This window comes from Aeromicrobium sp. Leaf289 (assembly GCF_001423335.1).
Classification (GTDB): domain Bacteria; phylum Actinomycetota; class Actinomycetes; order Propionibacteriales; family Nocardioidaceae; genus Aeromicrobium.
Genome location: NZ_LMNK01000004.1, coordinates 368,938 through 390,869, shown reverse-complemented (window position 1 = coordinate 390,869; position 21,932 = coordinate 368,938). Strand labels below are relative to the sequence as shown.

The window sequence follows — 21,932 nt, the reverse complement described above, 5'->3', positions numbered from 1 at the left end:
CTGCCCGGCTGTGCCAGGATGGGGTCGCCCGCTCCCTGGGGGCTCGGACGAGGCTGCCGTACCCGATCAGCGCAAAGACGGCAGGTCAGGAGTCGTCATGAGCTGGATCGTGCTCGTCGGGTCAGGAGTGCTGGAGGCGGTGTGGGCCACGGCCCTCGGTCGCTCGGACGGCTTCAGCCGCCTCGTCCCGAGCCTCGTGTTCGGCGTCGCCCTCGTGCTCAGCATGGTCGGCCTCGCGTGGGCGATGCGTGACCTGCCGACCGGGACGGCGTACGCCGTGTGGGTGGGCATCGGCGCCACGCTCACCGCCGCCTGGGCCATGGCGCAGGGCGACGAGCCGGTGTCCGTGGCGCGGGTGCTGTGCCTGCTGGCGGTGGTGTCCGGGATCGTCGGGCTGAAGCTCACCCACTGACGCGCCGTCAGCGGAGCAGGGCCACCAGCGGCGGGCCGAGGAAGGCCCCCACGACGAGGTACGGACCGAAGGCGAACGGGTCACGGCGTCCGATCCGTCCCGTGGCGTACAGCCCCAGCCCGACGACGGCGCCCAGGATGAACCCCGCGTAGCCGCCGTACAGCGTCTCGGCGGCACCGAGCGCGCCCAGCAGCAAGCCGATCACGCCCGCGATCCGTACGTCGCCGAACCCGAACGGCTGGCTGATCCACCGGCCGAGGGCGTAGATGAGCCGGAAGACCCCGTAGAGCACGAGGTTGCCGATCAGCCCCTTGAGGATGATCGACCGGTCCTGGGCCACGAGCGACGCCAGGCCGACGAGCGCGAGCACCACCACGTGCAGCGGCAGCGTGAGGGCGTAGGGCAGCAGCCGGGTGCGCAGGTCGATGAACGACAGCCACGTGCCGACGCCGGCGAAGACCGCCCAGGCCGGCAGCAGCAGCGGCTCGTCGATGCCGAGCGCGACGACGAGCGCCAGCACCGCCGCGACCAGGGCGAGCGCCGGGGCGAGTCGAGGGCGTCGGGCGAGGTCGACGTAGAGCGGCTTCGGGGGCTCGTCGACCTCGGAGGGGTCCGGCTCCGGCTCGGGCAGCCGGGAGATCACGTGCGGGCCCAGCAGGCCGAGCACCCCCGCACCGACGGCGGTGGCGACGACGTAGAGGGTCTGCACGGCCGCAACCCTAGGGCACGTCGCGCGCGGCCGACAGCTCCGCGAGCGCGGCGTCGCGCAGCACGTCGACCTCGACCCGCGAGCCCGTCATGAGGGCGAGCTGCAGCACGGCCTGGTGGGCCAGGAGGTCGAGCCCGGACACCGCAGGACGGTCGGCCTGCTGCGCCGCGAGCAGCAGGCGGGTCGGCCACGGGTCGTAGACGACGTCGAAGACCGCGGCGGCGGACTCGACCAGCTCGTGCGACCGGGCACCGGCCGCGTCCTCCGGCACCGTGGAGACGAGCAGGTCCGCGACGTCGACGAAGGGGTCGTCGCTCGAGCGCACGACCACCTCGAGCCCGGCCGAACGCGCCGATGCCGCGGTCGTCTCGGCCCGCGCCACGTCGCGGACGACCAGCTCCATCCGGCGGGCACCCAGCCCCACCACGGCGTGGGCGACCGACGACGCCGTGGCACCCGCGCCGAGGACACGCACGAGCGGCACGTCGGCGATGCCGGCCTCCTGCAGCGCAGCGAGCGTGCCGGGCACGTCGGTGTTGTCGGCGCGGACCACGCCGTCGGCCAGCAGCAGGGTGTTCGCCCCACCCGCGGCGGCGGCGACGTCGGAGACGTCGTCCGCCAGCTCGAGCGCGTCACGCTTGTGCGGGGCGGTCACGGCGAGGCCGCGCCACGTGGGGTCGAGGCGCTCGACCCACGCACCGAGTCCCGCCGGCTCGACGTCGACCGCGTCGAACGTCCAGTCCAGGCCGAGCTCGGCGTATGCCGCACGGTGCATGACCGGCGAGAGGGAGTGCGCGACCGGGTGGCCCACCACCGCACAGCGGCGACGAGCGGGCCGCCCGGTGCGCGGGTCAGCCACCACAGGAGCCGGCGCCGTAGACCTTCTGGCAGTCGGCGTTGTGCTGGGCGAAGTCGGTGTTGAAGATCGTGACGCCCTCCTTGTCGGCGAAGAAGTACAACCAGTCGCCGTCGGCGGGGTTGAGGGCCGCCTCGATGGTCTTCTCGCCCGGTGAGCCGATCGGACCGGGCGGCAGCCCGGTGTTCTGGTACGTGTTGTACTCCGACGGGTTCGCGCGCTCCTCCGGCGTGGTCCACACGTCGCCCTCCCGCTGGCTCACGTACGAGACCGTGGAGTCCAGCTGCAGCGGCATGCCGTCCTCGAGCCGGTTGAAGAGCACCCGGGCCACCTTGGGGTAGTCCTCGTCGCGGGCAGCCTCGTACTCCAGGATGCTCGCCATCGTGAGGACGTCCTCCTTCGACAGCCCGAGGGCCTTGGCACGGGCGTCGATGTCGAGGTCGGCCTCGACCTCGAGGGTCTTCTTGACCATCTGCTGCATCAGCTCGAGCGCCGTGGTGCCGGGCTCGACGGTGTAGGTCGCCGGGAAGAGGTAGCCCTCGGGGTTGCCGTTGGCGCCCTCGGGCAGGCCGAGGTCCTTCGGGTCGTCGAGGACCGCGGTGACCTCGTCCTCGCTGATCTCCGAGCCGGCGGCGATCGCCTTCACGATCTGGCCCACCCGCGAGCCCTCGGGGATGGTGACCTTGCCCTCGACCCGGTTGCTCGCGTCGGTCAGCTCACGCATCGCCCACTCCGCCGACATCTTGCGCCGCAGCTGGTAGAAGCCGGGCTGGATGGTCGCGAAGCGCTCGTCGTTCAGCGAGAGCTGGTAGAACGCCTCGGCGCTGGCCACGACGTCCTGCTTCGCCAGGATCGACGCCATCGCCTGGCCGTCCGACCCGGCGGGGATCTCGACGACGACCTCACCGCTGCCCTGGCCGGAGTAGTCCTCCGGTCCGTTCAGGTACGAGCCGGCCTTGTCCCACACGACCTTGCCGGCGAAGACCAGGCCGGCCAGGACCACGAGCACCAGCAGGATGCGTCCCCAGCGGGGTCCGCGCTTGCGGGGGGCACGCCGGCCGCCGGCCTTGGTGGCGCGTCGCCCACCACTGTCGGCGCCCAGGATGTCGAGTCCGCTGTCACTCACGTCGACCTCAGATCGTCTCGCCCGGGGCCGATCCCCGGGTCCGTTCGGTGTCCAGGGCGGTCTGCAGGATGACCGTGGCCGCAGCCTGGTCGATCACCGAGCGTCGAGACCGCCCTGACCGCCCGCCCTCGCGGAGCAGGCTGTCCGCAGTCATCGTAGACATCCGCTCGTCGAACAGCCGGACAACCGTGGGCGCGACCGTGTCGGCGAGAGCGCGGGCGAACACCCGCACCTTCGCCGCAGCAGGACCCTCGCGCCCGCTCAGCGACACCGGGAGACCGACCACGAGCTCCAGCGCGTCGACCTCGGAGGCGAGGGCGGAGAGCCGGCCGATCGCGTCGGGTCCGGCGGCCACCGTCTCCAGCGGCGTGGCCACGAGCCCGTCGGGGTCGCACACGGCCACGCCGATGCGGACGTCGCCGACGTCGACACCGAGTCGACGTCCCCTCCTCATCGGACCTGCCTCACCGAGAGACCGTCTCGCGCACGGCCTCGACGACCGCCCCGAACGCAGCGTCGATCCCGCCGACGTCGGTGCCTCCGCCCTGCGCGACGTCGGGCTTACCGCCGCCCTTGCCGCCGATGCGCTCACCGACGACCCCGACCAGCGTGTTGGCCGAGAGCCCGCGCTCCTGCGCTGCGGGCGTGACGGCCACGACCACGGAGGGCCGGTCGTTCGCGGTCCCGACGACCACCACCACGGCGGGCCGGTCCTGCAGGCGGCCGCGGACGTCGAGGGCGAGCGACCGGACGTCGCCCCCTCCGACACCCTCGGCACGGTGCGTCACGACGGAGACCCCGTCGACGTCGGCCGCGGCAGCGGCGATGTCGCCGGCCGTTCCCTGGAGCTGCGCGGTCCTGAGCTTCTCGAGCTCCTTCTCGGTGGCCTTGAGCCGTGCCACGAGGTCGCCGACCCGCGCCGGCACCTCCTCCGGCCGCGCCTTGAGCACGTCGGTGAGCTGCAGCACGAGGTCGCGCTCCTTGGCCAGGTACGCGAAGCCCTCGATGCCGGTGAGCGCCTCGATGCGACGGTTGCCGGCGCCGACCGAGCCGTCCGAGGTGATGACGACGGTGCCGATCTGGCTGGACCGCTCCACGTGGGTGCCACCGCAGAGCTCACGCGACCAGGGACCGCCGATCTCGACCACGCGCACCTGCTCGCCGTACGTCTCGCCGAAGAGCGCGAGGGCGCCCCACTCGCGGGCCTCGGGCAGAGTCATGTACTGGGCCGAGACGAGCAGGTCCTCGCGCAGCGCCCGGTTCGACACGTGCTCGACGTCGTGCAGCTGCTCGGGCGACAGCGCCCCGTTCCAACCGAAGTCGAGACGCAGGTAGCCGGGTCGGTTGTACGAGCCCGACTGCAGCGCGGTGGGGCCCAGCACCTCGCGCAGCGCCGCGTGCACGACGTGCGTGCCCGAGTGCGCCTGACGCGCTCCGGTGCGCCACTCCCGGTCGACGTCGGCCGAGACCGTCTCGTCGACGACGAGCTCGCCCTCGAGCACGCGCACCTGGTGGACGACCAGGCCCTTGATGGGCCGCTGCACGTCGAGGACCTCGGCGCTGCCTCCCCCGCCCGACGTCCACGTGATGGTGCCGGCGTCGGCGTTCTGGCCGCCGGACTCCGCGTAGAACGGCGTCCGGTCCAGGACGACCTCGCCCACGCTTCCCGCACCGAGCGCAGGCGTCGCTGCGCCCTCGCTCAGCAGCGCGAGGACCCGAGACTCCGTCGACAGGGTCGTGTACGCCTGCCAGTCGGTCGGACCGTTCGCGTCGAGGGCCGCGCGGTACGCCGTGGTGTCGGCGTGGACGCCCTTCTTGGCCTTCGCGTCGGCCTTCGCCCGGGCCCTCTGCTCGGCCATGAGCGACCGGAACCCCTCGGCGTCGACCGTGAGGCCCTGCTCCTCGGCCATCTCGAGCGTCAGGTCGATCGGGAAGCCGTAGGTGTCGTGCAGCGTGAACGCCGCCGAGCCGGACAGGCCGCTCCCGCCCTCGGCCTTCACCTTCTGCGCCGCGACGTCGAAGATCTGCGTCCCCTTGCCGAGGGTGGACCGGAACGCGTCCTCCTCGGCGTAGGCGACCTGGGAGATGCGGGCGAAGTCGGCCTCGAGCTCGGGGTACGACGCCTTCATCCGGTCCTTGCTGACCGGGAGCAGCTCGGGCAGGGCGGGGTCCTCGAAGCCCAGCAGACGCATGGACCGCACCGCGCGCCGCAGCAGGCGCCGCAGCACGTAGCCGCGCGCCTCGTTGCCGGGGGTCACGCCGTCGCCCATCAGCATGAGCCCGCTGCGCACGTGGTCGGCCACGACCCGGAACCGGACGTCGTCCTCGTGGTTCGCGCCGTAGGCCCGTCCGGTCAGCTCGGACGCGCGCTCGATGACGGGGTACACCTCGTCGATCTCGTAGAGGTTCTGCTTGCCCTGCAGCAGGTAGGCGACGCGCTCCAGGCCCATCCCGGTGTCGATGTTCTGGCTCGGCAGCGGGCCCACGACGTCGAACTGGTCCTTGGCGCGGACGTTGGTGATCTCCTCCTGCATGAACACGAGGTTCCAGATCTCCAGGAAGCGGTCCTCGTCGACGACCGGGCCGCCGTCGGGCCCGTGCTCGGGGCCGCGGTCGATGTAGATCTCGCTGCACGGGCCGCCAGGACCGGCGACCCCCATGTGCCAGTAGTTGTCGAGCAGACCCCGGTCCTGGATCCGCTCGTCGGGCAGGCCCGCGACGGACTTCCAGAGCGCGCGGGACTCGTCATCGCCCTCGAGCACCGTGACCCACACCCGGTCGGCGTCGAAGCCGAAGCCCCCGTCGTCGACGTGGCCGGTCACCAGGCGCCAGGCGTGGGTGATCGCACCTTCCTTGAAGTACTGGCCGAAGCTGAAGTTGCCGTTCATCTGGAAGAACGTGCCGTGCCGCGTGGTCTTGCCGACCTCCTCGATGTCGAGGGTGCGCACGCACTTCTGGACGCTGGTGGCGGTGCCGTAGGGCGGCGTCTCCTGGCCGAGGAAGTACGGCTTGAACGGCACCATGCCCGCGTTGACGAACAGCAGGTTGGGATCGTCCAGCAGCAGCGGGGCCGAGGGCACCACGGTGTGCCCGGCGGCCTCGAAGTGCTCGAGGAATCGGCGCCGGATCTCTGCGGTCTCCATCAGGGGTGGTCTCTCTCGTCGGTGAGCTCGGGGCGGTCCGCGGCTGGTTGGTCCGCGGCCGTGACCTCGAGCGAGGGTCGGGGTGGCGTGATCTGGTCGGCGAGCCGGGACTCGGCGGTGGACATCCCGTCGCGGACCTCGTCGGCGAAGGCCCGCCACCCGGTGCCGAGCGCGGCGGCCTGGTCGATGAGTCCGGGCATCGAGACCCGGTAGGCGGCCCGCCGGGCCTTGGCGCTGGCGTAGACCCCCACGGCCGAGCCGGCGACGAACCAGACGGCGCGGGGCTTCATCGCTCCCCCAGCCACTGGTCCGAGGGCGTCGGCGGTGCCGTGGAGGCGTGGGCCGCACGAGCGGCCCGGCGTCCGGCCCGGAGCCGGTCACGTCGGCGGTTCCTGTACTCCCGGCGCATCAGGGCGCCGATCCGGTCGCGGCTCTCGGGCCTCAGGGCGTGAGCCACACCCTGGACGACCACGGCGAACCGGACCTGCGGTCGGCTGAGCGCGGCCTCGACGACCTGGTCCTGGGTGGGCGGCACGACGACCCGACCCTCGACGACGCGAGGTTCCAGCACCGCGGGCCGCACCGCGAGCGCGGTGGTGTCCTCGTGCTGCGCCGCCGGCGCAGCCGGACGCTGCACCGACGCCGGTCGAGGCGCCGTGTCCTGGTGGGCCGCAGGTCCGGGGGCCGGAGCCACGGCACCGGCCGAACGGGCGACCCGGCGTGCGGCCACGACCGCCACGACCGCGGCCGCCACGGTCACGACCGCGAGGACCGCGGTGGCGACGAGGACGGCGACGTCGGCGGACATGACCTCGAGGTTACTAGGGACGGGTGCGGCGTCGCCGCGCGCGGGGACGGTCCCGCCACCGGACGGGCCTCAGTACCGAGGGTCGGCGTAGAAGACGATCCGCGACTTCGTCCGCTTGACCACGTGGACTCCGCGGGGGTGCTTCTGGCCACCGCCCGCCGACACGTTGCCCTCGATGGTCCAGACGTGGCTGCTCGAGACCTTGGTGACGATGCCGACGTGCGACGGGGTGCCCTTGCTGAAGTAGCCGATGTACGCCAGCCGTCCGACCTTCGCGGTCTGCGAGGTCCGACCGCGCTTGCGCTCGGCGTCCAGGAGCTTCTTGTACGACGTGGCCTTGATGATCGAGCCGGGCTTGCCCCCGGCGTGCGCGAGCCACGAGACGAAGAACCCGCACCACGGGTCGTAGCGTCCCGTCCGCCCGACCCACTTGTTGTACTTGCTCTTGCGCGGGGACGGCTCGCGGTAGCCGACCTGGGAGCGCGCCACGGCGAGCAGGTCCGCGGCCCCGAGCGTCGACGAGACGGCCGACGTCAGCGTGTCCTTGGCCTTGCTGTTGGTGTAGATCGCGCCGGTACGGAACTGCTGGAGGCATCCGCCCTCGGGCAGACCGCAGCGCACGTCGCCGGTGGGCCCACCCAGGGAGCCTCCTGCACCGCCCCGTGCGGACAGCTCGGACGTCAGTCGTCCCCGGACGACCCACGTGCGGCCGCCGGACTGGATCAGGACGCCCTTCGTGTACCCGCGCCACGACCGACCGCTGCCGGTGTGGGTGCCCGTGCGTCGTTCGCCGAGGAGGAAGGCGAGGGACGCCTCCCGCGACAGCAGCGTCCGCTCCCCCGTGCCGATGCGGACCGTCTGCTTCGCCGAGTAGCGCGTGCCGCTGACCTGCGCGCGGTAGGTCCCGGCGCGACGGTCGGCGGGCGACCAGGTGAACCAGCCGTAGGCGTTGGTCCGCACGGTGGCCACCTTGGTGCGACCCGAGCCGGCGTAGCGGTACAGCGCGACCGTGACACGCGGCTGGGGCTTGCCGGCGGTGGTCAGCACCCGTCCGCGCAGCCAGAAGTTCTCGCGGGTCAGCACCCGGGTCCCGAAGCCGTTGTTGACGAGCAGGCTCACCCAACGACCCGCTTGGACGACGACGGTCGCCTCGGCGGACCGGGATCCGGCATGGGTCCCGGTCTCCTGCAGCTCGGCGCGCAGCCGGTACGTTCCCGCCCGCAGACCGCTGAGGGCGTAGGTCGCGGCACCCGAGGTCCCCGTGGTCACGTCGACCGAGGTGTCGCTCGCACCGTCGGCGACCACCCTCACCCGGGCGCCGGCCAGCGGCTCGCCGTCGGCAGTCACCCGGACGGTCCCGCGTGCAGGCTCCTGGGGCGACGTGGTGCCGGCGGCGCGCTCGAGCACGACCGTCGTGGGGACGAGGTCCGGCGTCGGCGGCGGCTCGTCCGCCTGGGGCGTGGGCTCGGTGCCGTCGATCGTGGCACCCGGCTCGGACTCCTCGGTGGTCCCGGGCTCGACGGGGACGGCCGCCTCCTCGGGGTCCGACGACTCGTCGCTCGTCGTCGGGGTCGACGCGGGGGCCGAGGTGGGCGGGGCCGGCGTGGACTCCGCGGCGGCAGGGACGACGCCGGCCACGAGCGCCAGCGAGGGCACGAGGCAGAGGACTGCGAGGCGCGCGCGACGGCGGGCGTGAACCATGGAGGTCTCCGAGACAGGACGAGAAGGTTGCCTCACTGTCACACGAGGACGGCACCGGCGCCACTGGTTCGCCGCAGCGGTCCCGTCGAGCCGCTCAACGGTCGCGCAGGATGGCGCGGATGCGCGCGAGTCGCTCGGCGACGGCTGCCTCGGCTCCGTGGCGTCCGGGCTCGTAGTAGTCGCGGCCGTCGACGTCGTCGGGTGCGTACTGCTGGGTGACGACACCGCGCGGGTCGTCGTGCGCGTAGCGGTAGTCGTGCCCGTGGCCGAGCTTCTTGGCACCTGCGTAGTGCGCGTCGCGCAGCGCCGGCGGGACGGCACCCACCCGGCCGGCGCGGACGTCGGTCTGGGCGGCGTTGATGGCCTGGACCACGGCGTTCGACTTCGGGGCCGTGGCCAGGTGGATCACGGCCTGGGCCAACGGGATGCGAGCCTCGGGGAACCCGATCATGGCGACGGCCTGGGCCGTGGCCGTGGCCACGGGCAGCGCCGTGGGGTCGGCCATGCCGATGTCCTCGCTGGCGTGGATCATCAGCCGCCGGGCGATGAAGCGCGGGTCCTCCCCCGCCTCGATCATGCGAGCGAGGTAGTGCAGGGCGGCGTCGACGTCGGACCCGCGGATGCTCTTGATGAAGGCGCTCGTGACGTCGTAGTGCTGGTCACCCTGCCGGTCGTAGCGCACCGCCGCCTTGTCGACCGCGAGCGCCGCGTCGTCGACCGTGACCTCGATGCGACCCTGGCTGAGCGTGGCACCGGCGGCGGCCTCGAGGTAGGTGAGGACACGTCGGCCGTCGCCCCCGGCGAGCCGGACGAGGTGGTCGCGGGCGTCGTCACTCAGGGAGACCGCCCCACCGAGACCGCGGGGGTCCTCGACCGCCCGGTCGATCATGGTGGCGACGTCGTCGTCGTCGAGCGACTGCAGGGTCAGCAGGAGCGAACGGCTGAGCAGCGGCGAGATGACGCTGAAGTGGGGGTTCTCCGTGGTGGCGGCCACGAGCGAGACCCACCGGTTCTCGACCCCGGGCAGGAGCGCGTCCTGCTGGGCCTTGGAGAAGCGGTGCACCTCGTCGACGAACAGCACGGTCTCGACGCCGTTCTGCAGGGCCCGGCGAGCACCGGCGATGACGTCGCGGACCTCCTTGACCCCCGCCGAGACGGCCGAGACCTCCATGAAGCGCCGGTTCGTGTGGTTGCTGATGAGCGAGGCGATCGTGGTCTTGCCGGTGCCCGGCGGGCCCCACAGCAGGATGGTGAGCGGCTGGTCGCCGTCGATCACCTGCCGCAGGGGCGATCCGGGGGTGAGCAGGTGCTGCTGGCCCACCAGCTCGTCGAGCGTGCGCGGACGCATGCGCACCGCCAGCGGCGCCGAGGAGTGAGCGTTGCCGGCGAGCGAGCCCGACGAGTCGGTTCCGTTCGCCGCCCACGGCCCGGCACCCCCGCCGGACCGCGCCGTCGGACGGTCGTCCGCCGCAGGAAGGTCGAACAGTCCGTCGTCGCTCACCCCACGAGCCTAGTCACCGACGCCGACACCCCCGGACGCCGTGCCCGTCGGGGCCCATGGGCCAGGCTGGTGGTCATGGGCCTGTTCTCACGACCTTCTCCCGACGACGACGCTCCACCGGCGCCGACTCCCGTCGGCGCCTTCTGGGGCTGGTGGGCCGACGACGGCCGGCACCTCGACCCGGCGCAGGCCGGGCCCGAGCACGCGGCCCTCGACGGACTTCTCTCCGCGATCGACCCCGACCTGACGTGGCACCTCGGTCCCGGCCGCTCCGCCGAGCACCGGTTGACCGTCTCCGCCGGCGGGCTCGCAGCGGCGCGCCCGGCCGCGGAGCGCTGGTTCCGGGCCGCTCCCCCTGCGGACACGACGTGGGAGTACGCGCCCGCGGTCGAGGCCGACCCCGCGGCGTTCGGCGCCGTCCTGGAGGTCGACGGGGCCGCGGTCGACCTCTCGGCGGTCGTGCTCCACGTCGAGACCGACCTCGAGGACCTCCGCGTGCACGTCGGCGTGCACCATCCGGCCTTCGCCGACCTCCCGGAACGGGTGCACGGCCCCGTCACCTTCATGGTGCTCGACTGGGCGCTCGGCGAGGACGACGTGGCGCGCTGGGTCGGGAGGGTCGAGCCGTCGACCACCGCCACGGCGTCGCCCCGGTCCGTCGACGACCTGCGGGCCGCAGTGGCGGTCTGCGCCGCCGAGCGTGACCCCGACGCGTGGTCCGCGCTGTCCGGCCAGGACGCCGAAGGACGCCCGGTGTTCGCGCTCGCCCGGACGGGTGCCCGCTGGATCGACCGGCCGACGCTCGACCTGCACCACGCGCTCACCGCGACCTTCGCACCCGACGAGCGTGGTCTCCCCTCGCCGGGGGACCTCGGCCGCCTGCAGGCGCTGGACGACTCGCTCGCGGCGACGATGGAGCCGCGCGGACTGGTGCTGGCGAACGTGACCACGAACGGCACCCGCACGTTGCACGTCTACACCGACGGCGAGGACCAGAACGCCGCCGACGACGTCACGCGCTGGGCCGACGACCACGGCCTCCGGGCCGCGAGCACACCCGATCCGGGGTGGACACGGGTCAGGCACCTGCTCGGCTGAGGGGCAGGCACCTCCGGGTCGTCCGCTCGCCGAGGTCCTGTCGGTGGCGGCCCCTAGCGTTCGCCGCATGAGTCACGGACTGTTCCTCAGGCACCAGGCGAGACCCGGTCGACGACCCGAGCTGGTCGCCGCGTGGGAGGCGCACATGCCGGACGCCGTCGCTGCGAACCCCCACCACGAGGCGTACGTCTACACCGAGGTGGCCGGCGACCCGGACGCCGTGATGGTCTACCAGCAGTACACGGACGCCGAGCACGCCGCCGCGTTCCTGCACGACCCGGCCTACCTCGCGTACCTCGCCGCGTCCGAGCACCTGCTCGCTGCACCACCCGTGGTCACGGTGGTGGCTCCTCGCTGGTCCAAGCACGTCGGCTGACGCGTCCGGGCCCCGGCCGGTCTCAGGCCGTGGTGTCGACCTCGTCGTCCTTGGGCTCCGGCCCCTCTTCTTCTGGCACTGCGTCGACGCCGGCCTCCTTGCGCTGCTCCGGCGTGATGGGGGCCGGGGCGGCGGTGAGGGGGTCGTAGCCGCCACCGGACTTCGGGAAGGCGATGACGTCGCGGATGGAGTCCGTGCCCGCCAGCAGGCCGACGGTGCGGTCCCACCCGAACGCGATGCCGCCGTGCGGCGGGGCGCCGAAGGCGAAGGCGTCGAGCAGGAAGCCGAACTTCTCCTGCGCCTCATCCTCGCCGATGCCCATGATCTCGAAGACGCGCTTCTGCACGTCGGGACGGTGGATACGGATGGACCCGCCACCGACCTCGTTGCCGTTGCACACGATGTCGTAGGCCTGGGCGATCGAGCTGCCCGGATCGGCCAGCGTGGCCGGGTCCTGGGGCGCCGTGAAGGCGTGGTGCACGGCGGTCCACTCGCCACCTCCCACGGCGACGTCGCCGGAGTCGAGGTCGCTCACCGCCTCGAACATCGGCCAGTCGACGACGAAGCAGAACGCCCACGCCGACTCGTCGATGAGGTTCTCCCGGCGGGCGATCTCGATGCGCGCGGCACCGAGCAGCTGGCGCATCTGCTTGACCGGACCGGCCGAGAAGTAGATGGCGTCGCCGGGCTTCGCTCCGACGGCGTCCGCCAGTCCGTCGCGCTCGGCCTCGGACAGGTTCTTGGCGACGGGGCCGCCGAGCGTCCCGTCCTCGCCGACGAGCACGTAGGCCAGACCACGCGCACCGCGCTGCTTGGCCCACTCCTGCCAGCCGTCGAGCGTGCGGCGTGCCTGCGAGCCACCGCCGGGGTGCACCACGGCACCGACGTACGGAGCCTGGAACACCCGGAACGGGGTGTCCTTGAAGTAGTCGGTCAGCTCGACGAGCTCGAGCTCGAAGCGCAGGTCGGGCTTGTCGGAGCCGTAGCGACGCATCGCGTCGGCGTACGTGATGCGCGGGAACGGGCGCGGGAGCTCGACGTCGATGAGCTTCCAGAGCTCGGCGTAGACCTCCTCCGCCAGGGCGATCACGTCGTCCTGGTCGACGAAGCTCATCTCGATGTCGAGCTGGGTGAACTCCGGCTGACGGTCGGCACGGAAGTCCTCGTCGCGGTAGCAGCGCGCGATCTGGTAGTACCGCTCCAGGCCGCCGACCATGAGCAGCTGCTTGAACAGCTGGGGGCTCTGCGGCAGGGCGTACCAGCTGCCGGGGCGCAGGCGCGCGGGCACGAGGAAGTCGCGTGCGCCCTCGGGCGTGGAGCGGGTGAGGGTGGGCGTCTCGACCTCGACGAAGTCGTGACGCTCCAGCACCTGACGGGCCACGGCGTTGACCTTGCTGCGCAGCCGGATGGCGTGGGCAGGGGCGGGCCTGCGCAGGTCGAGGTAGCGGTAGCGCAGACGCGCCTCCTCCCCCACCTCCACGTGCTCGTCGATCGGGAACGGCAGCGGAGCCGACGCGCTGAGGATCTCGACGTCGCTCGCGATGACCTCGATCTCGCCGGTGGGGATCGCGGCGTTCTCGTTGCCCTCGGGACGCTTCTCGACGGTGCCGACGATCTTCAGGCAGAACTCCGAGCGGAGCTGGTGGGCGACCTCCTCGCGCACCACCACCTGCACGACGCCGCTGGCCTCGCGCAGGTCGATGAATGCGACGCCGCCGTGGTCGCGTCGGCGCGCGACCCATCCGGCGAGGGTGACCTGGTCGCCGACGTTGGCGGCGGTCAGGCTTCCGGCGTCGTGGGTGCGGATCACGGCGAGGTCTCCTTCGAGAGGGGGGTCCCGACGACGGTGGGCGTCAGGTCGTGAGCGGGGGGCGTCCAGGTGTCGGGGTCGACCTCGACCTGGTCGCCGGTGCGGATGTCCTTGACACTAGGCGGTTCGCCCGGGAAGAGGACGTACGGGATGCCGCGGCGCTCGGCGGTGCGGATCTGCTTGCCGAACTTCTGCGCGGCGGCGGACACCTCGGTGGGGATGCCACGGGCGCGCAGCCGCTGCGCGAGAGCGTCGCTCGCGGCGCGTGACGCCTCGTCGGTCACCGCGACGAGCACGGCGGACGGGACGGGCCGGCTGCTCGTGAGCCCGTCGGCGACGAGGGGCACCAGCAGCCGCGAGAGTCCGAGCGAGATGCCGACGCCCGGGTACGTGCGCTTCCCGTCGGAGGCGAGCTCGTCGTAGCGGCCGCCGGAGCACACGGAGCCGAGCTGCTCGTGGCCGCTCATGCGGGTCTCGAAGACCGTGCCGGTGTAGTAGTCCAGGCCTCGGGCGATGCGGAGGTCGGCGGTGACCCGGACGCCCTCGACGTCGGCGCACGCGGCCACCACGGAGGCGAGCTCGTCGAGGCCCTCGTCGAGCAGCGGGTGCTGCACGCCCAGCGCGCGGACACGCTCCACGAACGAGGTGTCCTCGGTGCTGATCTCGGCGAGCGCGAGGCAGGCCCGTGCGGAGGCGTCGTCGAGACCGGCCTCGGCCAGGAGCTCCAGGACCTTCTCGCCCGGCAGCTTGTCGAGCTTGTCGACGACCTGCATGACGGCGGTCGGCGTGGCCACCCCGAGCCCGAGGTAGAAGCCCTCGAGCACCTTGCGGTTGCTCACCTGGAGCGTGAACAGCTCCTCCGGAGCCGCCCGGAGCCCGGCACCCCCGCCGGGGGTCGCCCCCGCGCCGAGACCGAGGACCGACGCCACGGCCGCCAGTGCCTCGGCCATCACCCGCGCGACCTCGACGTCGGCGTGGAAGGGCAGGGTGCCGTCGCCGACGATGTCGATGTCGGCCTGGGTGAACTCACGGAACCGACCCTGCTGCGGTCGCTCGCCCCGCCAGACCTTCTGGATCTGGTAGCGCCGGAACGGGAACTCCAGCTTGCCGGCGTTCTCGACCACGTAGCGCGCGAACGGGACGGTGAGGTCGAAGTGCAGGGCGAGCGCGTCGGACCGCGACGACGACGCTCCTGGGGAGGCGTCGTCGTGGATGCGACGCACGACGTAGACCTCCTTGTCGATCTCGCCCTTGCGCAGCAGCGTCTCGACCGGCTCGACCGCCCGCGTCTCGACGTTGGCGAAGCCGTGCAGCTCGAACACGCGACGCAGGGCGTCGGTGACGGCCAGCTCGACCGCACGGTCGGCGGGCAGGAGCTCGGGGAACCCACTCAGCTTCGCCACGTCAGGCCTCCTTCAGCTCGGACAGGAAGGGGTTGGTGGCCCGCTCACGTCCGATGGACGTCTGCGGCCCGTGCCCGGGGAGCACGACGACGTCGTCCGGCAGCGGGAGGATGCGCTCGCGCAGGCTGGTGAGCATCTGGTCGTGGTCACCGCCGGTGAGGTCGGTCCTGCCGATCGACCCGGCGAACAGGAAGTCGCCGGAGAACATCACCTGCGACACGTCCTCGGGACCGTCCCAGTCCACCCGGTAGTAGACGGTGCCCGGGGTGTGCCCGGGCACGTGGTCGACGCTGATCCGCAGCCCGCCGACCTCCACCACCGCGCCGTCGACCGCGTCGCGGACGTCGTCGGGCTCGCGGAACTCCGGCAGGTCGTCGAGGCCGAACTGGGCGCGCAGCATCGCCGCCGACGGTCCGGAGATCGCGGCCATGGGGTCGGCCAGGAGGTGCCGGTCGGCGGGGTGGATCCACACCGGTGCTTCGAGCTCGCGGGCCACGTCCTGCGCGCACCACATGTGGTCGAAGTGGCCGTGGGTGATGAGCACGGCCTCGACCGTCAGCCGGTGCTCGGCGACGACCTGGCGCACACCCTCGATCGAGTCCATGCCCGGATCGACGACGGCGCAGCCGGTGCCGGGACCTCGGGCCACGACGTAGCAGTTGGCCTGGAGCGGGCCGGCGGGGAAGGACGTGAGCAGCACGCACCACAGGGTACGCGGGGCCGCGACGTCGGATCGCCCGGCGGTTCGTCCGCGGCGGCGACGCCCAGGCGATGCCGGGGTGGTCACGCCCAGGTGGTGTCCTCCTAGACTGTCGCCATGACCTCTGCCGCCGAGCATCCGTGGGGCCGCGTCGACGCCGAAGGAAGGGTCTTCGTCAAGACCGGTGACTCCGAGCGCGAGATCGGCGAGTGGAAGGTGGGAGAACCTGCCGAGGGTCTCGCCTTCTACGTCCGCCGCTTCGAGGGCCTCGAGACCGAGGTCGACCTGCTGGAGAAGCGCCTGACCACCGGTGCGCTGTCGCCCGACGAGGCGGCCAAGGCCGTCGCCAAGGTGCGCGGCGAGGTGGCCGACGCCGCCGCGATCGGCGACCTCGCGTCGCTCGACGCGCGCCTGGACGCGCTCGCTCCCGCGATCGAGAAGCAGCGCGAGGAGCGTCGGGCCGAGCGAGAGGCCAAGGTGGCCGAGGCGAGCGTGGCCAAGACCCGCATCGTCGAGGAGGCCGAGAAGATCGCCTCGGGCCAGGACTGGCGCGCCGGGGCCGACCGGCTCCGTGCCCTCCTGGAGGAGTGGAAGGCGCTCCCCCGCCTCAGCAAGTCCGCCGACGACGAGCTGTGGCACCGCTTCAGCGCCGCCCGCACCTCGTTCACGCGCAAGCGCAAGACGCACTTCGCCGAGCAGAACACCCAGCGCGAGGCGGCGCAGAAGGTCAAGGAGAAGCTGATCGTCGAGGCCGAGGCCTTGTCGTCCTCGACCGAGTGGGGTCCGACGTCGGGCAAGTACCGCGACCTCATGACCGAGTGGAAGAAGGCGGGCTCCGCCCCGCGCAACGTCGAGGACAAGCTCTGGAAGCGGTTCCGAGCCGCCCAGGACGTGTTCTTCCAGGCCCGCGACGCCGCGAACGCCGCGCTCGACGAGGAGTTCGCCGCCAACGCCGTGGTCAAGGAGCAGATCCTGGTCGAGGCCGAGGCGCTGCTGCCGATCACCGACCTCGACGCCGCCCGCAAGGCGCTGCACGACATCGCCGACCGCTGGGAGGCCGCCGGCAAGGTCCCGCGTGGCCGGGTCAAGGAGCTCGAGGGGCGTCTGCGCACGGTCGAGCAGGCCGTACGTGCCGCCGGTGAGCAGGAGTGGAAGCGCTCGGACCCGGAGAAGTCGGCCCGCGCCGACGACATGATCGGCAAGCTTCAGCGCGCCATCGACGAGACCCGCGAGTCCCTCGCCAAGGCCGAGGCCGCCGGCGACGCCCGCAAGGTGAAGGACCTGACGCAGAAGCTGGAGTCGAACGAGTCGTTCCTCGCGATGGCCCAGAAGGCCGCGTCCGACTACAGCTGAGCCGCGTCGGCCGGGTCCTCGGCTGGGCCGGGTCCTGCAGGATCCTGCGCTCGCGCGCCGTTGCTCGATGGATGGTGCGAGTGCGCCCGTTGCTGCGCTGCTGCTGGTGGGTCGTTCCTTGCTGCTGCACTTCCGCTGGCGCGGTCGTTTCTTGCTGCTGCACTGCTACTGCTGGTGGGGTCGTTCCTTGCTGCTGCGTCGCTGTGGCTGCGAGTCGACCTGCTCTCCGAAAGGGCCTCGACCGGCGGACGGGTCCGGGCTCGGGTGAGCTTTCGGAGCGCGGCTCGGGTGGACGCAAGGTTCTGCGTTCGTGCGTGAGGGGTCGAAGGATGCTGCGTTCGTGGTCGGATCCCGTCGTGAACGCAGCATCGTTCGGGCTTCCGCGCGCGAAGGCAGAATCCTGCGTCCGCCGGGGGCGCCGGTGCGCGGCGGGTGGGCAGGGATTCTTCCTCTGCGTGGGACGGTCCACGAGAAGGGAGAATCCCTGCCCGTTCGGGGCCCTTTTCGTCGCCACGATGCTTCCTTCGCGAGGCACGGTCCACGCGAAGGAAGCATCGTGCGTGAATCCCGCGCAGAAGGAGAATCGAGGCCGCGCCCCGCAGACCCACCCGAGCCCAGACTCACCGCTCCGGTCAAGGCCCTTTCGGAGACCGACCCGACTCGCAGCCACAACGACGCAGCAGCAAGCGAGAACCCAGCCGCGTCCCGCAGACCCAACCGAGCCCAGTCCCACCGCCCCGGTCAAGGCCCTCTCGGAGACCGACCCGACTCGCAGCCACAACGACGCAGCAGCACGCGTGGACCCAGCCGCGCGAGGCGACGGAGCCGGACCGGCTCACCCGAAGGACGAGACCCGACTCAGCGACGCTGCGCCTCCAACGTGCGTGAGTACAGGCCCCGGCCCTCGACGTCGCGCAGCGTGACCGTCAGGGCACGGGTCCGGGCGTCGATCTCGACCTCGCCGAAGAACTGGTAGCCGCCGGCGGGACCGGTGTTCGCCACGGGCGGGGCGCTCACGAACTCGGCGCGCGGTCCGAAGGTGTCGTCGAGCGCGTTCGGACCGAAGGCACCGGCGTTGAGCGGCCCGGAGACGAACTCCCAGAAGGGGTCGAACCTCTGGTAGCTCGCGCGGTCGGGCGAGTAGTGGTGGGCGGCGGTGTAGTGCACGTCCGCCGTCAGCCACACGTGGTTGCGGATGCCCGCGTCCTGGAGCGCGGTGAGCACCCGCGCGACGTCCTGCTCGCGACCGAGGGGCGCGCCGGGGTCGCCCTGGGCGATGCCCTCCTGCGCCGCCGCGCCGTCGGGCACCACGAGGCCGATCGGCAGGTCGGCCGCGATCACCTTCCAGGTGGCGCGCGACGCACGGAGCTCGCGGACCAGCCACCGCGTCTGCTCCTCCCCCAGCACGCCGCCGTCGCGTCGGGTCTCGTCGTTGGCGGTGTTGGGGTCCTTGCGCGTGCGCATGTCGAGCACGAACACGTCGAGCAGCGGCCCCTGGTGCAGCACGCGGTAGACCCTCCCCACGCGGTCGGGCGAGATCTCGGCCACCGGTACGTAGTCGTGGAAGGCGCGGCGGGCGCGCGAGGCGAGGACGTCCACCCGACGCTCGGTGTACCGCGGGTCGTCGAGCACCTCGCCGGGGTACCAGTTGTTGGTCACCTCGTGGTCGTCCCACTGGGTCACCTGGGCGGTGCTCGCCAGGAAGGCCCGCCAGTTGTCGGCCTCGAGGTTGTAGCGGTACTGGCCGCGGAACTCGGCCAGCGTCTCGGCGACCTTCTCCTTCTCCGGGGTCACGAGGTTCCTCCAGGTGCGCCCGTCCGGCAGCGCGACCGTGGGCTGCAGCGGCCCGTCGGCGTAGACGGTGTCACCGCTGCACAGGAAGAAGTCGGCGTCACGCCGCGCCATCGCGTCGGCGATGCGGTAGCCCCCGTACTCGGGGTTGGCACCCCACCCCTGCCCCGCGACGTCTCCGGACCACAGGAAGCGGACGTCCCGTCGGGACCCGCCGAGCGTGCGCAGGCGGCCGGCTACCGGACGTCCGGAGCGCCGCGGGTCGTGCAGGTCGACGGCACGCACGCGGTAGTGCACGTCGGAGCCCGGCGGGAGGCCGCGCACGGCCCACTGCCCGGTCAGGTCGGTCTCGGGCGTCACGCGCGGTCCCTGCACGGTCACGGCACGCCGGAAGGACGGGTCGCGCGAGATCTCGGCCACGAGACGCGCCGGACGGTCCGCACGCCCCCACAACGTCGCCTGGCCGGCGTGCACGTCACCGGCCTGCACACCGTGCGTGAGCTCCGGCCTGCCGCGACGCACCAGTGCCGGTACGCCACGCGCCGACGCAGGACCGCCGCCGAGCAGCACCCCGCCGGTCGTGAGTGCGGCCAGGGCCGCGGAACGGACGGCGGTGCGACGGTCGATCTCCCCCGAGGTCATGACCCGAGCGTCACGGAGCGAAGCGACGAGCGGGTGACCACCCGGTGACCACCGAGCGGCCGGTCACCCCGCCGACGTCACTGCGTGACGCGGTAGACGTCGAAGACGCCCTCGATGGTGCGGACGGCCGCGAGCACGTGGTCGAGGTGCTTGGGGTCGCCCATCTCGAAGCTGAACTTGCTCTTGGCCACTCGGTCGCGCCCGGTGGAGAGCGCGGCGGACAGGATGTTCACGTGCTGGTCGGAGATGATCCGCGTGATGTCGCTCAGCAGACGAGGCCGGTCGAGCGCCTCCACCTGGATCGCCACGAGGAACGTGCTGTGCGCGTTGGGCGCCCACTGGACCGGGACCAGCCGCTCGGGCTGCGACCTCAGCGACTGCAGGTTGACGCAGTCCCTGCGGTGCACCGACACGCCGGAGCCACGCGTCACGAAGCCCTCGATCACGTCGCCCGGGACCGGGGTGCAGCAGCGTGCGAGCTTGACCATCACGTCGCCCGAGACGCCTTCGACCAGCACGCCTGCCTGGCCGTCGGCCCGCTGGCGGCGCGAGCCGCTGCCGGGGATGACGGTGGCCTCCGCGAGGTCCTCCTCGGCACCGTCGCGCCCGCCCGAGAGGGAGATGACCCGCTCCACCACGTTCTGCGCGCCGACGTTGTTCTCCCCCACCGCGGCGTAGAGGGCCGACACGTCGGGCAGGTTGAGGTCCTTGGCGATCGCGTCGAGCGTGTCGTGCTTGAAGATGCGGTGCAGCGGCAGGTTCTCCTTGCGCATCTGCTTGGCGATGAGGTCACGCCCGCGCTCGATCGCCTCCTCGCGACGCTCCTTGGTGAACCACTGCCGGATCTTGTTGCGGGCTCGCGGGCTCTTGACGAACTCGAGCCAGTCGCGGCTGGGTCCGGCGTCCTGCGACTTGGACGTGAAGACCTCCACCACGTCACCGGTCTTGAGCTCGGACTCCAGCGACACCAGCCGTCCGTTCACGCGTGCACCGATGCAGGCGTGACCGACCTCGGTGTGCACGGCGTAGGCGAAGTCGACGGGCGTGGCCTCGGCCGGGAGCTGGATGACGTCGCCGCGCGGGGTGTACGCGTACACGCCGACGCTGTTCATCTCGAAGCGCAGGTTGTCGAGGAAGTCGACGGAGTCCTCGGTCTCGGACTGCCACTGGACCAGCTCGCGCAGCCAGGCCATGTCGTCGCTGCCGGGGCTGGCGCCCTTGGCCGTGGACGGGTTCGCGCTCCCGTCCTCCTTGTACTTCCAGTGCGCCGCCACGCCGTACTCGGCGCGACGGTGCATGGCACGGGTGCGGATCTGCAGCTCCACCGGCTTGCCCTGCGGACCGATCACCGACGTGTGCAGCGACTGGTACATGTTGAACTTCGGGACCGAGATGTAGTCCTTGAAGCGGCCGGGGATGGGGTTCCACCGGGCGTGCAGGACGCCGAGCACGCCGTAGCAGTCGGCAACGGTGTCGACGAGGATCCGGACGCCGACGAGGTCGAAGATGTCGGTGAACTCGCGCTCGCGCACCAGCATCTTCTGGTAGATCGAGTAGTAGTGCTTGGGGCGGCCGCTGACGGTCGCCTTGATCTTGGCGTGGCGCAGGTCGGACTCGACGTCGCCGATCACGCGCTCGAGGAACTGCCCCCGCGACGGTGCCCGGTCGGCCACGAGGCGCACGATCTCGTCGTAGACCTTGGGGTGCAGGGTCGCGAACGCGAGGTCCTCGAGCTCCCACTTGATGGTGTTCATGCCCAGCCGGTGGGCCAGAGGGGCGAAGATCTCGACCGTCTCGCGCGCGATCCGCTCCTGCTTGTCCTGCCGCAGGTAGCGCAACGTGCGCATGTTGTGCAGGCGGTCGGCGAGCTTGATGACGAGGACCCTGATGTCGCGACTCATCGCCACGACCATCTTGCGGATCGTCTCGGACTGCGCGGAGTCGCCGTACTTGACCTTGTCGAGCTTGGTCACGCCGTCGACGAGCAGGGCCACCTCGTCGCCGAAGTCCACGCGGAGCTTGTCGAGCGTGTAGGGCGTGTCCTCCACCGTGTCGTGCAGGAGCGCCGCGCACAGGGTGGGACCGGTCATGCCCAGCTCGGCCAGGATGGTGGACACCGCGAGCGGGTGGGTGATGTAGGGGTCGCCGCTCTTGCGGGTCTGCCCCTCGTGCATGCGCTCGGCGATCTCGTACGCCTTGCGGATGACGTCGACGTCGGCCTTGGGGTGGTTCTCGCGGTACACCGCGAGCAAGGGGTCGAGCACCGGGTTCTGCGGCGTCGACCGGCCCCCGATGCGGGCCAGGCGGCTGCGCACGCGGGCACCGGCCGGTGCCTGGTCGACGCGGGCAGGTTCCGGCGGCGCAGCCGTCTCGGCGGCTCCGCCGTGGTCGGTGTCGATGCGCTCAGCCACTCAGTGCTCCTGTCGTGCCTTCCATCGTAGGACAGGCCCGATCACCGCGGTCACGGGACGGACCCGACCTCAGAGCAGGACGTCGAGCAGCG

General features: G+C 72.0%; 18 protein-coding genes and 1 riboswitch. Of the genes, 4 read left to right on the top strand and 14 right to left on the bottom strand.

Annotated elements, in window-relative coordinates:
• Positions 1 to 22 precede the first annotated feature (22 nt).
• A riboswitch (guanidine-III (ykkC-III) riboswitch) is annotated at positions 23 to 87 on the top strand.
• Between the two features lie 10 nt (positions 88 to 97).
• A complete protein-coding gene (locus ASF37_RS14440; protein ID WP_055970441.1) occupies positions 98 to 412 on the top strand; it encodes a multidrug efflux SMR transporter in 315 nt (104 codons plus the stop codon).
• A gap of 7 nt (positions 413 to 419) precedes the next feature.
• On the opposite strand, the gene ASF37_RS14435 is transcribed toward ASF37_RS14440, so the two are convergent.
• The 9 genes from ASF37_RS14435 to ASF37_RS14395 all read right to left on the bottom strand — a co-directional run bounded on the left by ASF37_RS14435 (position 420) and on the right by ASF37_RS14395 (position 10,256).
• Positions 420 to 1,121: an A24 family peptidase gene (locus ASF37_RS14435; protein ID WP_056581320.1), complete on the bottom strand. Its 702-nt coding sequence runs from the start codon at positions 1,119 to 1,121 to the stop codon at positions 420 to 422.
• A gap of 10 nt (positions 1,122 to 1,131) precedes the next feature.
• Positions 1,132 to 1,980 (bottom strand): shikimate dehydrogenase, encoded by an 849-nt coding sequence (locus ASF37_RS14430; protein ID WP_082480855.1) that lies wholly within the window; start codon positions 1,978 to 1,980, stop codon positions 1,132 to 1,134.
• A complete protein-coding gene (gene mltG / locus ASF37_RS14425; RefSeq protein ID WP_056555032.1) occupies positions 1,973 to 3,103 on the bottom strand; it encodes an endolytic transglycosylase MltG in 1,131 nt (376 codons plus the stop codon). Before mltG ends, ASF37_RS14430 begins: the two co-directional genes overlap by 8 nt.
• Positions 3,104 to 3,110: 7 nt before the next feature.
• The gene (gene ruvX / locus ASF37_RS14420; protein ID WP_055970447.1) at positions 3,111 to 3,557 is read right to left on the bottom strand and encodes a Holliday junction resolvase RuvX; all 447 of its coding nucleotides are present in this window, start codon (positions 3,555 to 3,557) and stop codon (positions 3,111 to 3,113) included.
• A 10-nt stretch (positions 3,558 to 3,567) separates the two neighbouring features.
• The gene (alaS, locus tag ASF37_RS14415; protein ID WP_056581317.1) at positions 3,568 to 6,246 is read right to left on the bottom strand and encodes an alanine--tRNA ligase; all 2,679 of its coding nucleotides are present in this window, start codon (positions 6,244 to 6,246) and stop codon (positions 3,568 to 3,570) included.
• Complete coding sequence (locus tag ASF37_RS14410; protein ID WP_055970452.1) at positions 6,246 to 6,536, bottom strand: DUF6167 family protein; 291 nt, start codon at positions 6,534 to 6,536, stop codon at positions 6,246 to 6,248. Before ASF37_RS14410 ends, alaS begins: the two co-directional genes overlap by 1 nt.
• Positions 6,533 to 7,054 (bottom strand): hypothetical protein, encoded by a 522-nt coding sequence (locus ASF37_RS14405; RefSeq protein WP_055970454.1) that lies wholly within the window; start codon positions 7,052 to 7,054, stop codon positions 6,533 to 6,535. Before ASF37_RS14405 ends, ASF37_RS14410 begins: the two co-directional genes overlap by 4 nt.
• Before the next feature lie 69 nt (positions 7,055 to 7,123).
• The gene (locus ASF37_RS14400) at positions 7,124 to 8,755 is read right to left on the bottom strand and encodes a carboxypeptidase regulatory-like domain-containing protein (protein ID WP_056555041.1); all 1,632 of its coding nucleotides are present in this window, start codon (positions 8,753 to 8,755) and stop codon (positions 7,124 to 7,126) included.
• Between the two features lie 94 nt (positions 8,756 to 8,849).
• A complete protein-coding gene (locus tag ASF37_RS14395) occupies positions 8,850 to 10,256 on the bottom strand; it encodes a replication-associated recombination protein A (protein ID WP_055970459.1) in 1,407 nt (468 codons plus the stop codon).
• Between the two features lie 75 nt (positions 10,257 to 10,331).
• Here ASF37_RS14395 and ASF37_RS14390 point away from each other — a divergent pair, with 75 nt between their 5' ends.
• Together ASF37_RS14390 and ASF37_RS14385 are read left to right on the top strand one after the other, a co-directional pair.
• On the top strand, positions 10,332 to 11,354 hold the full coding sequence (locus ASF37_RS14390) for a DUF695 domain-containing protein (RefSeq protein ID WP_056581311.1): 1,023 nt from the start codon (positions 10,332 to 10,334) through the stop codon (positions 11,352 to 11,354).
• Positions 11,355 to 11,421: 67 nt separating this feature from the next.
• Positions 11,422 to 11,730 carry a putative quinol monooxygenase gene (locus ASF37_RS14385; protein WP_055970463.1) on the top strand — a complete coding sequence of 103 codons (309 nt, stop codon included), beginning with the start codon at positions 11,422 to 11,424 and terminating at the stop codon, positions 11,728 to 11,730.
• Positions 11,731 to 11,752: 22 nt separating this feature from the next.
• On the opposite strand, the gene aspS is transcribed toward ASF37_RS14385, so the two are convergent.
• Genes aspS through ASF37_RS14370 form a run of 3 tightly spaced genes read right to left on the bottom strand, consistent with a single transcriptional unit; the run spans position 11,753 to position 15,643 of the window.
• Positions 11,753 to 13,540 carry an aspartate--tRNA ligase gene (aspS, locus tag ASF37_RS14380; protein WP_056581308.1) on the bottom strand — a complete coding sequence of 596 codons (1,788 nt, stop codon included), beginning with the start codon at positions 13,538 to 13,540 and terminating at the stop codon, positions 11,753 to 11,755.
• Positions 13,537 to 14,943 carry a histidine--tRNA ligase gene (gene hisS / locus ASF37_RS14375; protein WP_055970467.1) on the bottom strand — a complete coding sequence of 469 codons (1,407 nt, stop codon included), beginning with the start codon at positions 14,941 to 14,943 and terminating at the stop codon, positions 13,537 to 13,539. The genes aspS and hisS overlap by 4 nt, the downstream gene beginning before the upstream one ends.
• A gap of 1 nt (position 14,944) precedes the next feature.
• Entirely contained in the window at positions 14,945 to 15,643 is a 699-nt protein-coding gene (locus tag ASF37_RS14370) for an MBL fold metallo-hydrolase (protein ID WP_056581305.1), read from the bottom strand.
• A 117-nt stretch (positions 15,644 to 15,760) separates the two neighbouring features.
• On the opposite strand from ASF37_RS14370, the gene ASF37_RS14365 reads away from it, so the two are divergent.
• The gene (locus tag ASF37_RS14365; RefSeq protein ID WP_055970472.1) at positions 15,761 to 16,996 is read left to right on the top strand and encodes a DUF349 domain-containing protein; all 1,236 of its coding nucleotides are present in this window, start codon (positions 15,761 to 15,763) and stop codon (positions 16,994 to 16,996) included.
• Positions 16,997 to 17,854: 858 nt separating this feature from the next.
• Here the strand turns inward: ASF37_RS14365 and ASF37_RS14360 are convergent.
• Positions 17,855 to 19,429, bottom strand: coding sequence for an alkaline phosphatase (locus ASF37_RS14360; RefSeq protein ID WP_056581301.1), 1,575 nt, complete (start codon positions 19,427 to 19,429; stop codon positions 17,855 to 17,857).
• Between the two features lie 77 nt (positions 19,430 to 19,506).
• Positions 19,507 to 21,840, bottom strand: coding sequence for a bifunctional (p)ppGpp synthetase/guanosine-3',5'-bis(diphosphate) 3'-pyrophosphohydrolase (locus ASF37_RS14355; protein ID WP_200914577.1), 2,334 nt, complete (start codon positions 21,838 to 21,840; stop codon positions 19,507 to 19,509).
• Positions 21,841 to 21,932: the final 92 nt, after the last annotated feature.

Bases quoted from the DNA above. Each gene is read 5' to 3' on its own strand.
- ASF37_RS14390 (WP_056581311.1), top strand. From the start codon at position 10,332: ATGGGCCTGTTCTCACGACCTTCTCCCGACGACGACGCTCCACCGGCG.
- ASF37_RS14440 (WP_055970441.1), top strand. From the start codon at position 98: ATGAGCTGGATCGTGCTCGTCGGGTCAGGAGTGCTGGAGGCGGTGTGG.
- ruvX (WP_055970447.1), bottom strand. From the start codon at position 3,557: ATGAGGAGGGGACGTCGACTCGGTGTCGACGTCGGCGACGTCCGCATC.
- ASF37_RS14400 (WP_056555041.1), bottom strand. From the start codon at position 8,755: ATGGTTCACGCCCGCCGTCGCGCGCGCCTCGCAGTCCTCTGCCTCGTG.
- ASF37_RS14405 (WP_055970454.1), bottom strand. From the start codon at position 7,054: ATGTCCGCCGACGTCGCCGTCCTCGTCGCCACCGCGGTCCTCGCGGTC.
- ASF37_RS14410 (WP_055970452.1), bottom strand. From the start codon at position 6,536: ATGAAGCCCCGCGCCGTCTGGTTCGTCGCCGGCTCGGCCGTGGGGGTC.
- ASF37_RS14360 (WP_056581301.1), bottom strand. From the start codon at position 19,429: ATGACCTCGGGGGAGATCGACCGTCGCACCGCCGTCCGTTCCGCGGCC.
- ASF37_RS14385 (WP_055970463.1), top strand. From the start codon at position 11,422: ATGAGTCACGGACTGTTCCTCAGGCACCAGGCGAGACCCGGTCGACGA.
- alaS (WP_056581317.1), bottom strand. From the start codon at position 6,246: ATGGAGACCGCAGAGATCCGGCGCCGATTCCTCGAGCACTTCGAGGCC.
- ASF37_RS14365 (WP_055970472.1), top strand. From the start codon at position 15,761: ATGACCTCTGCCGCCGAGCATCCGTGGGGCCGCGTCGACGCCGAAGGA.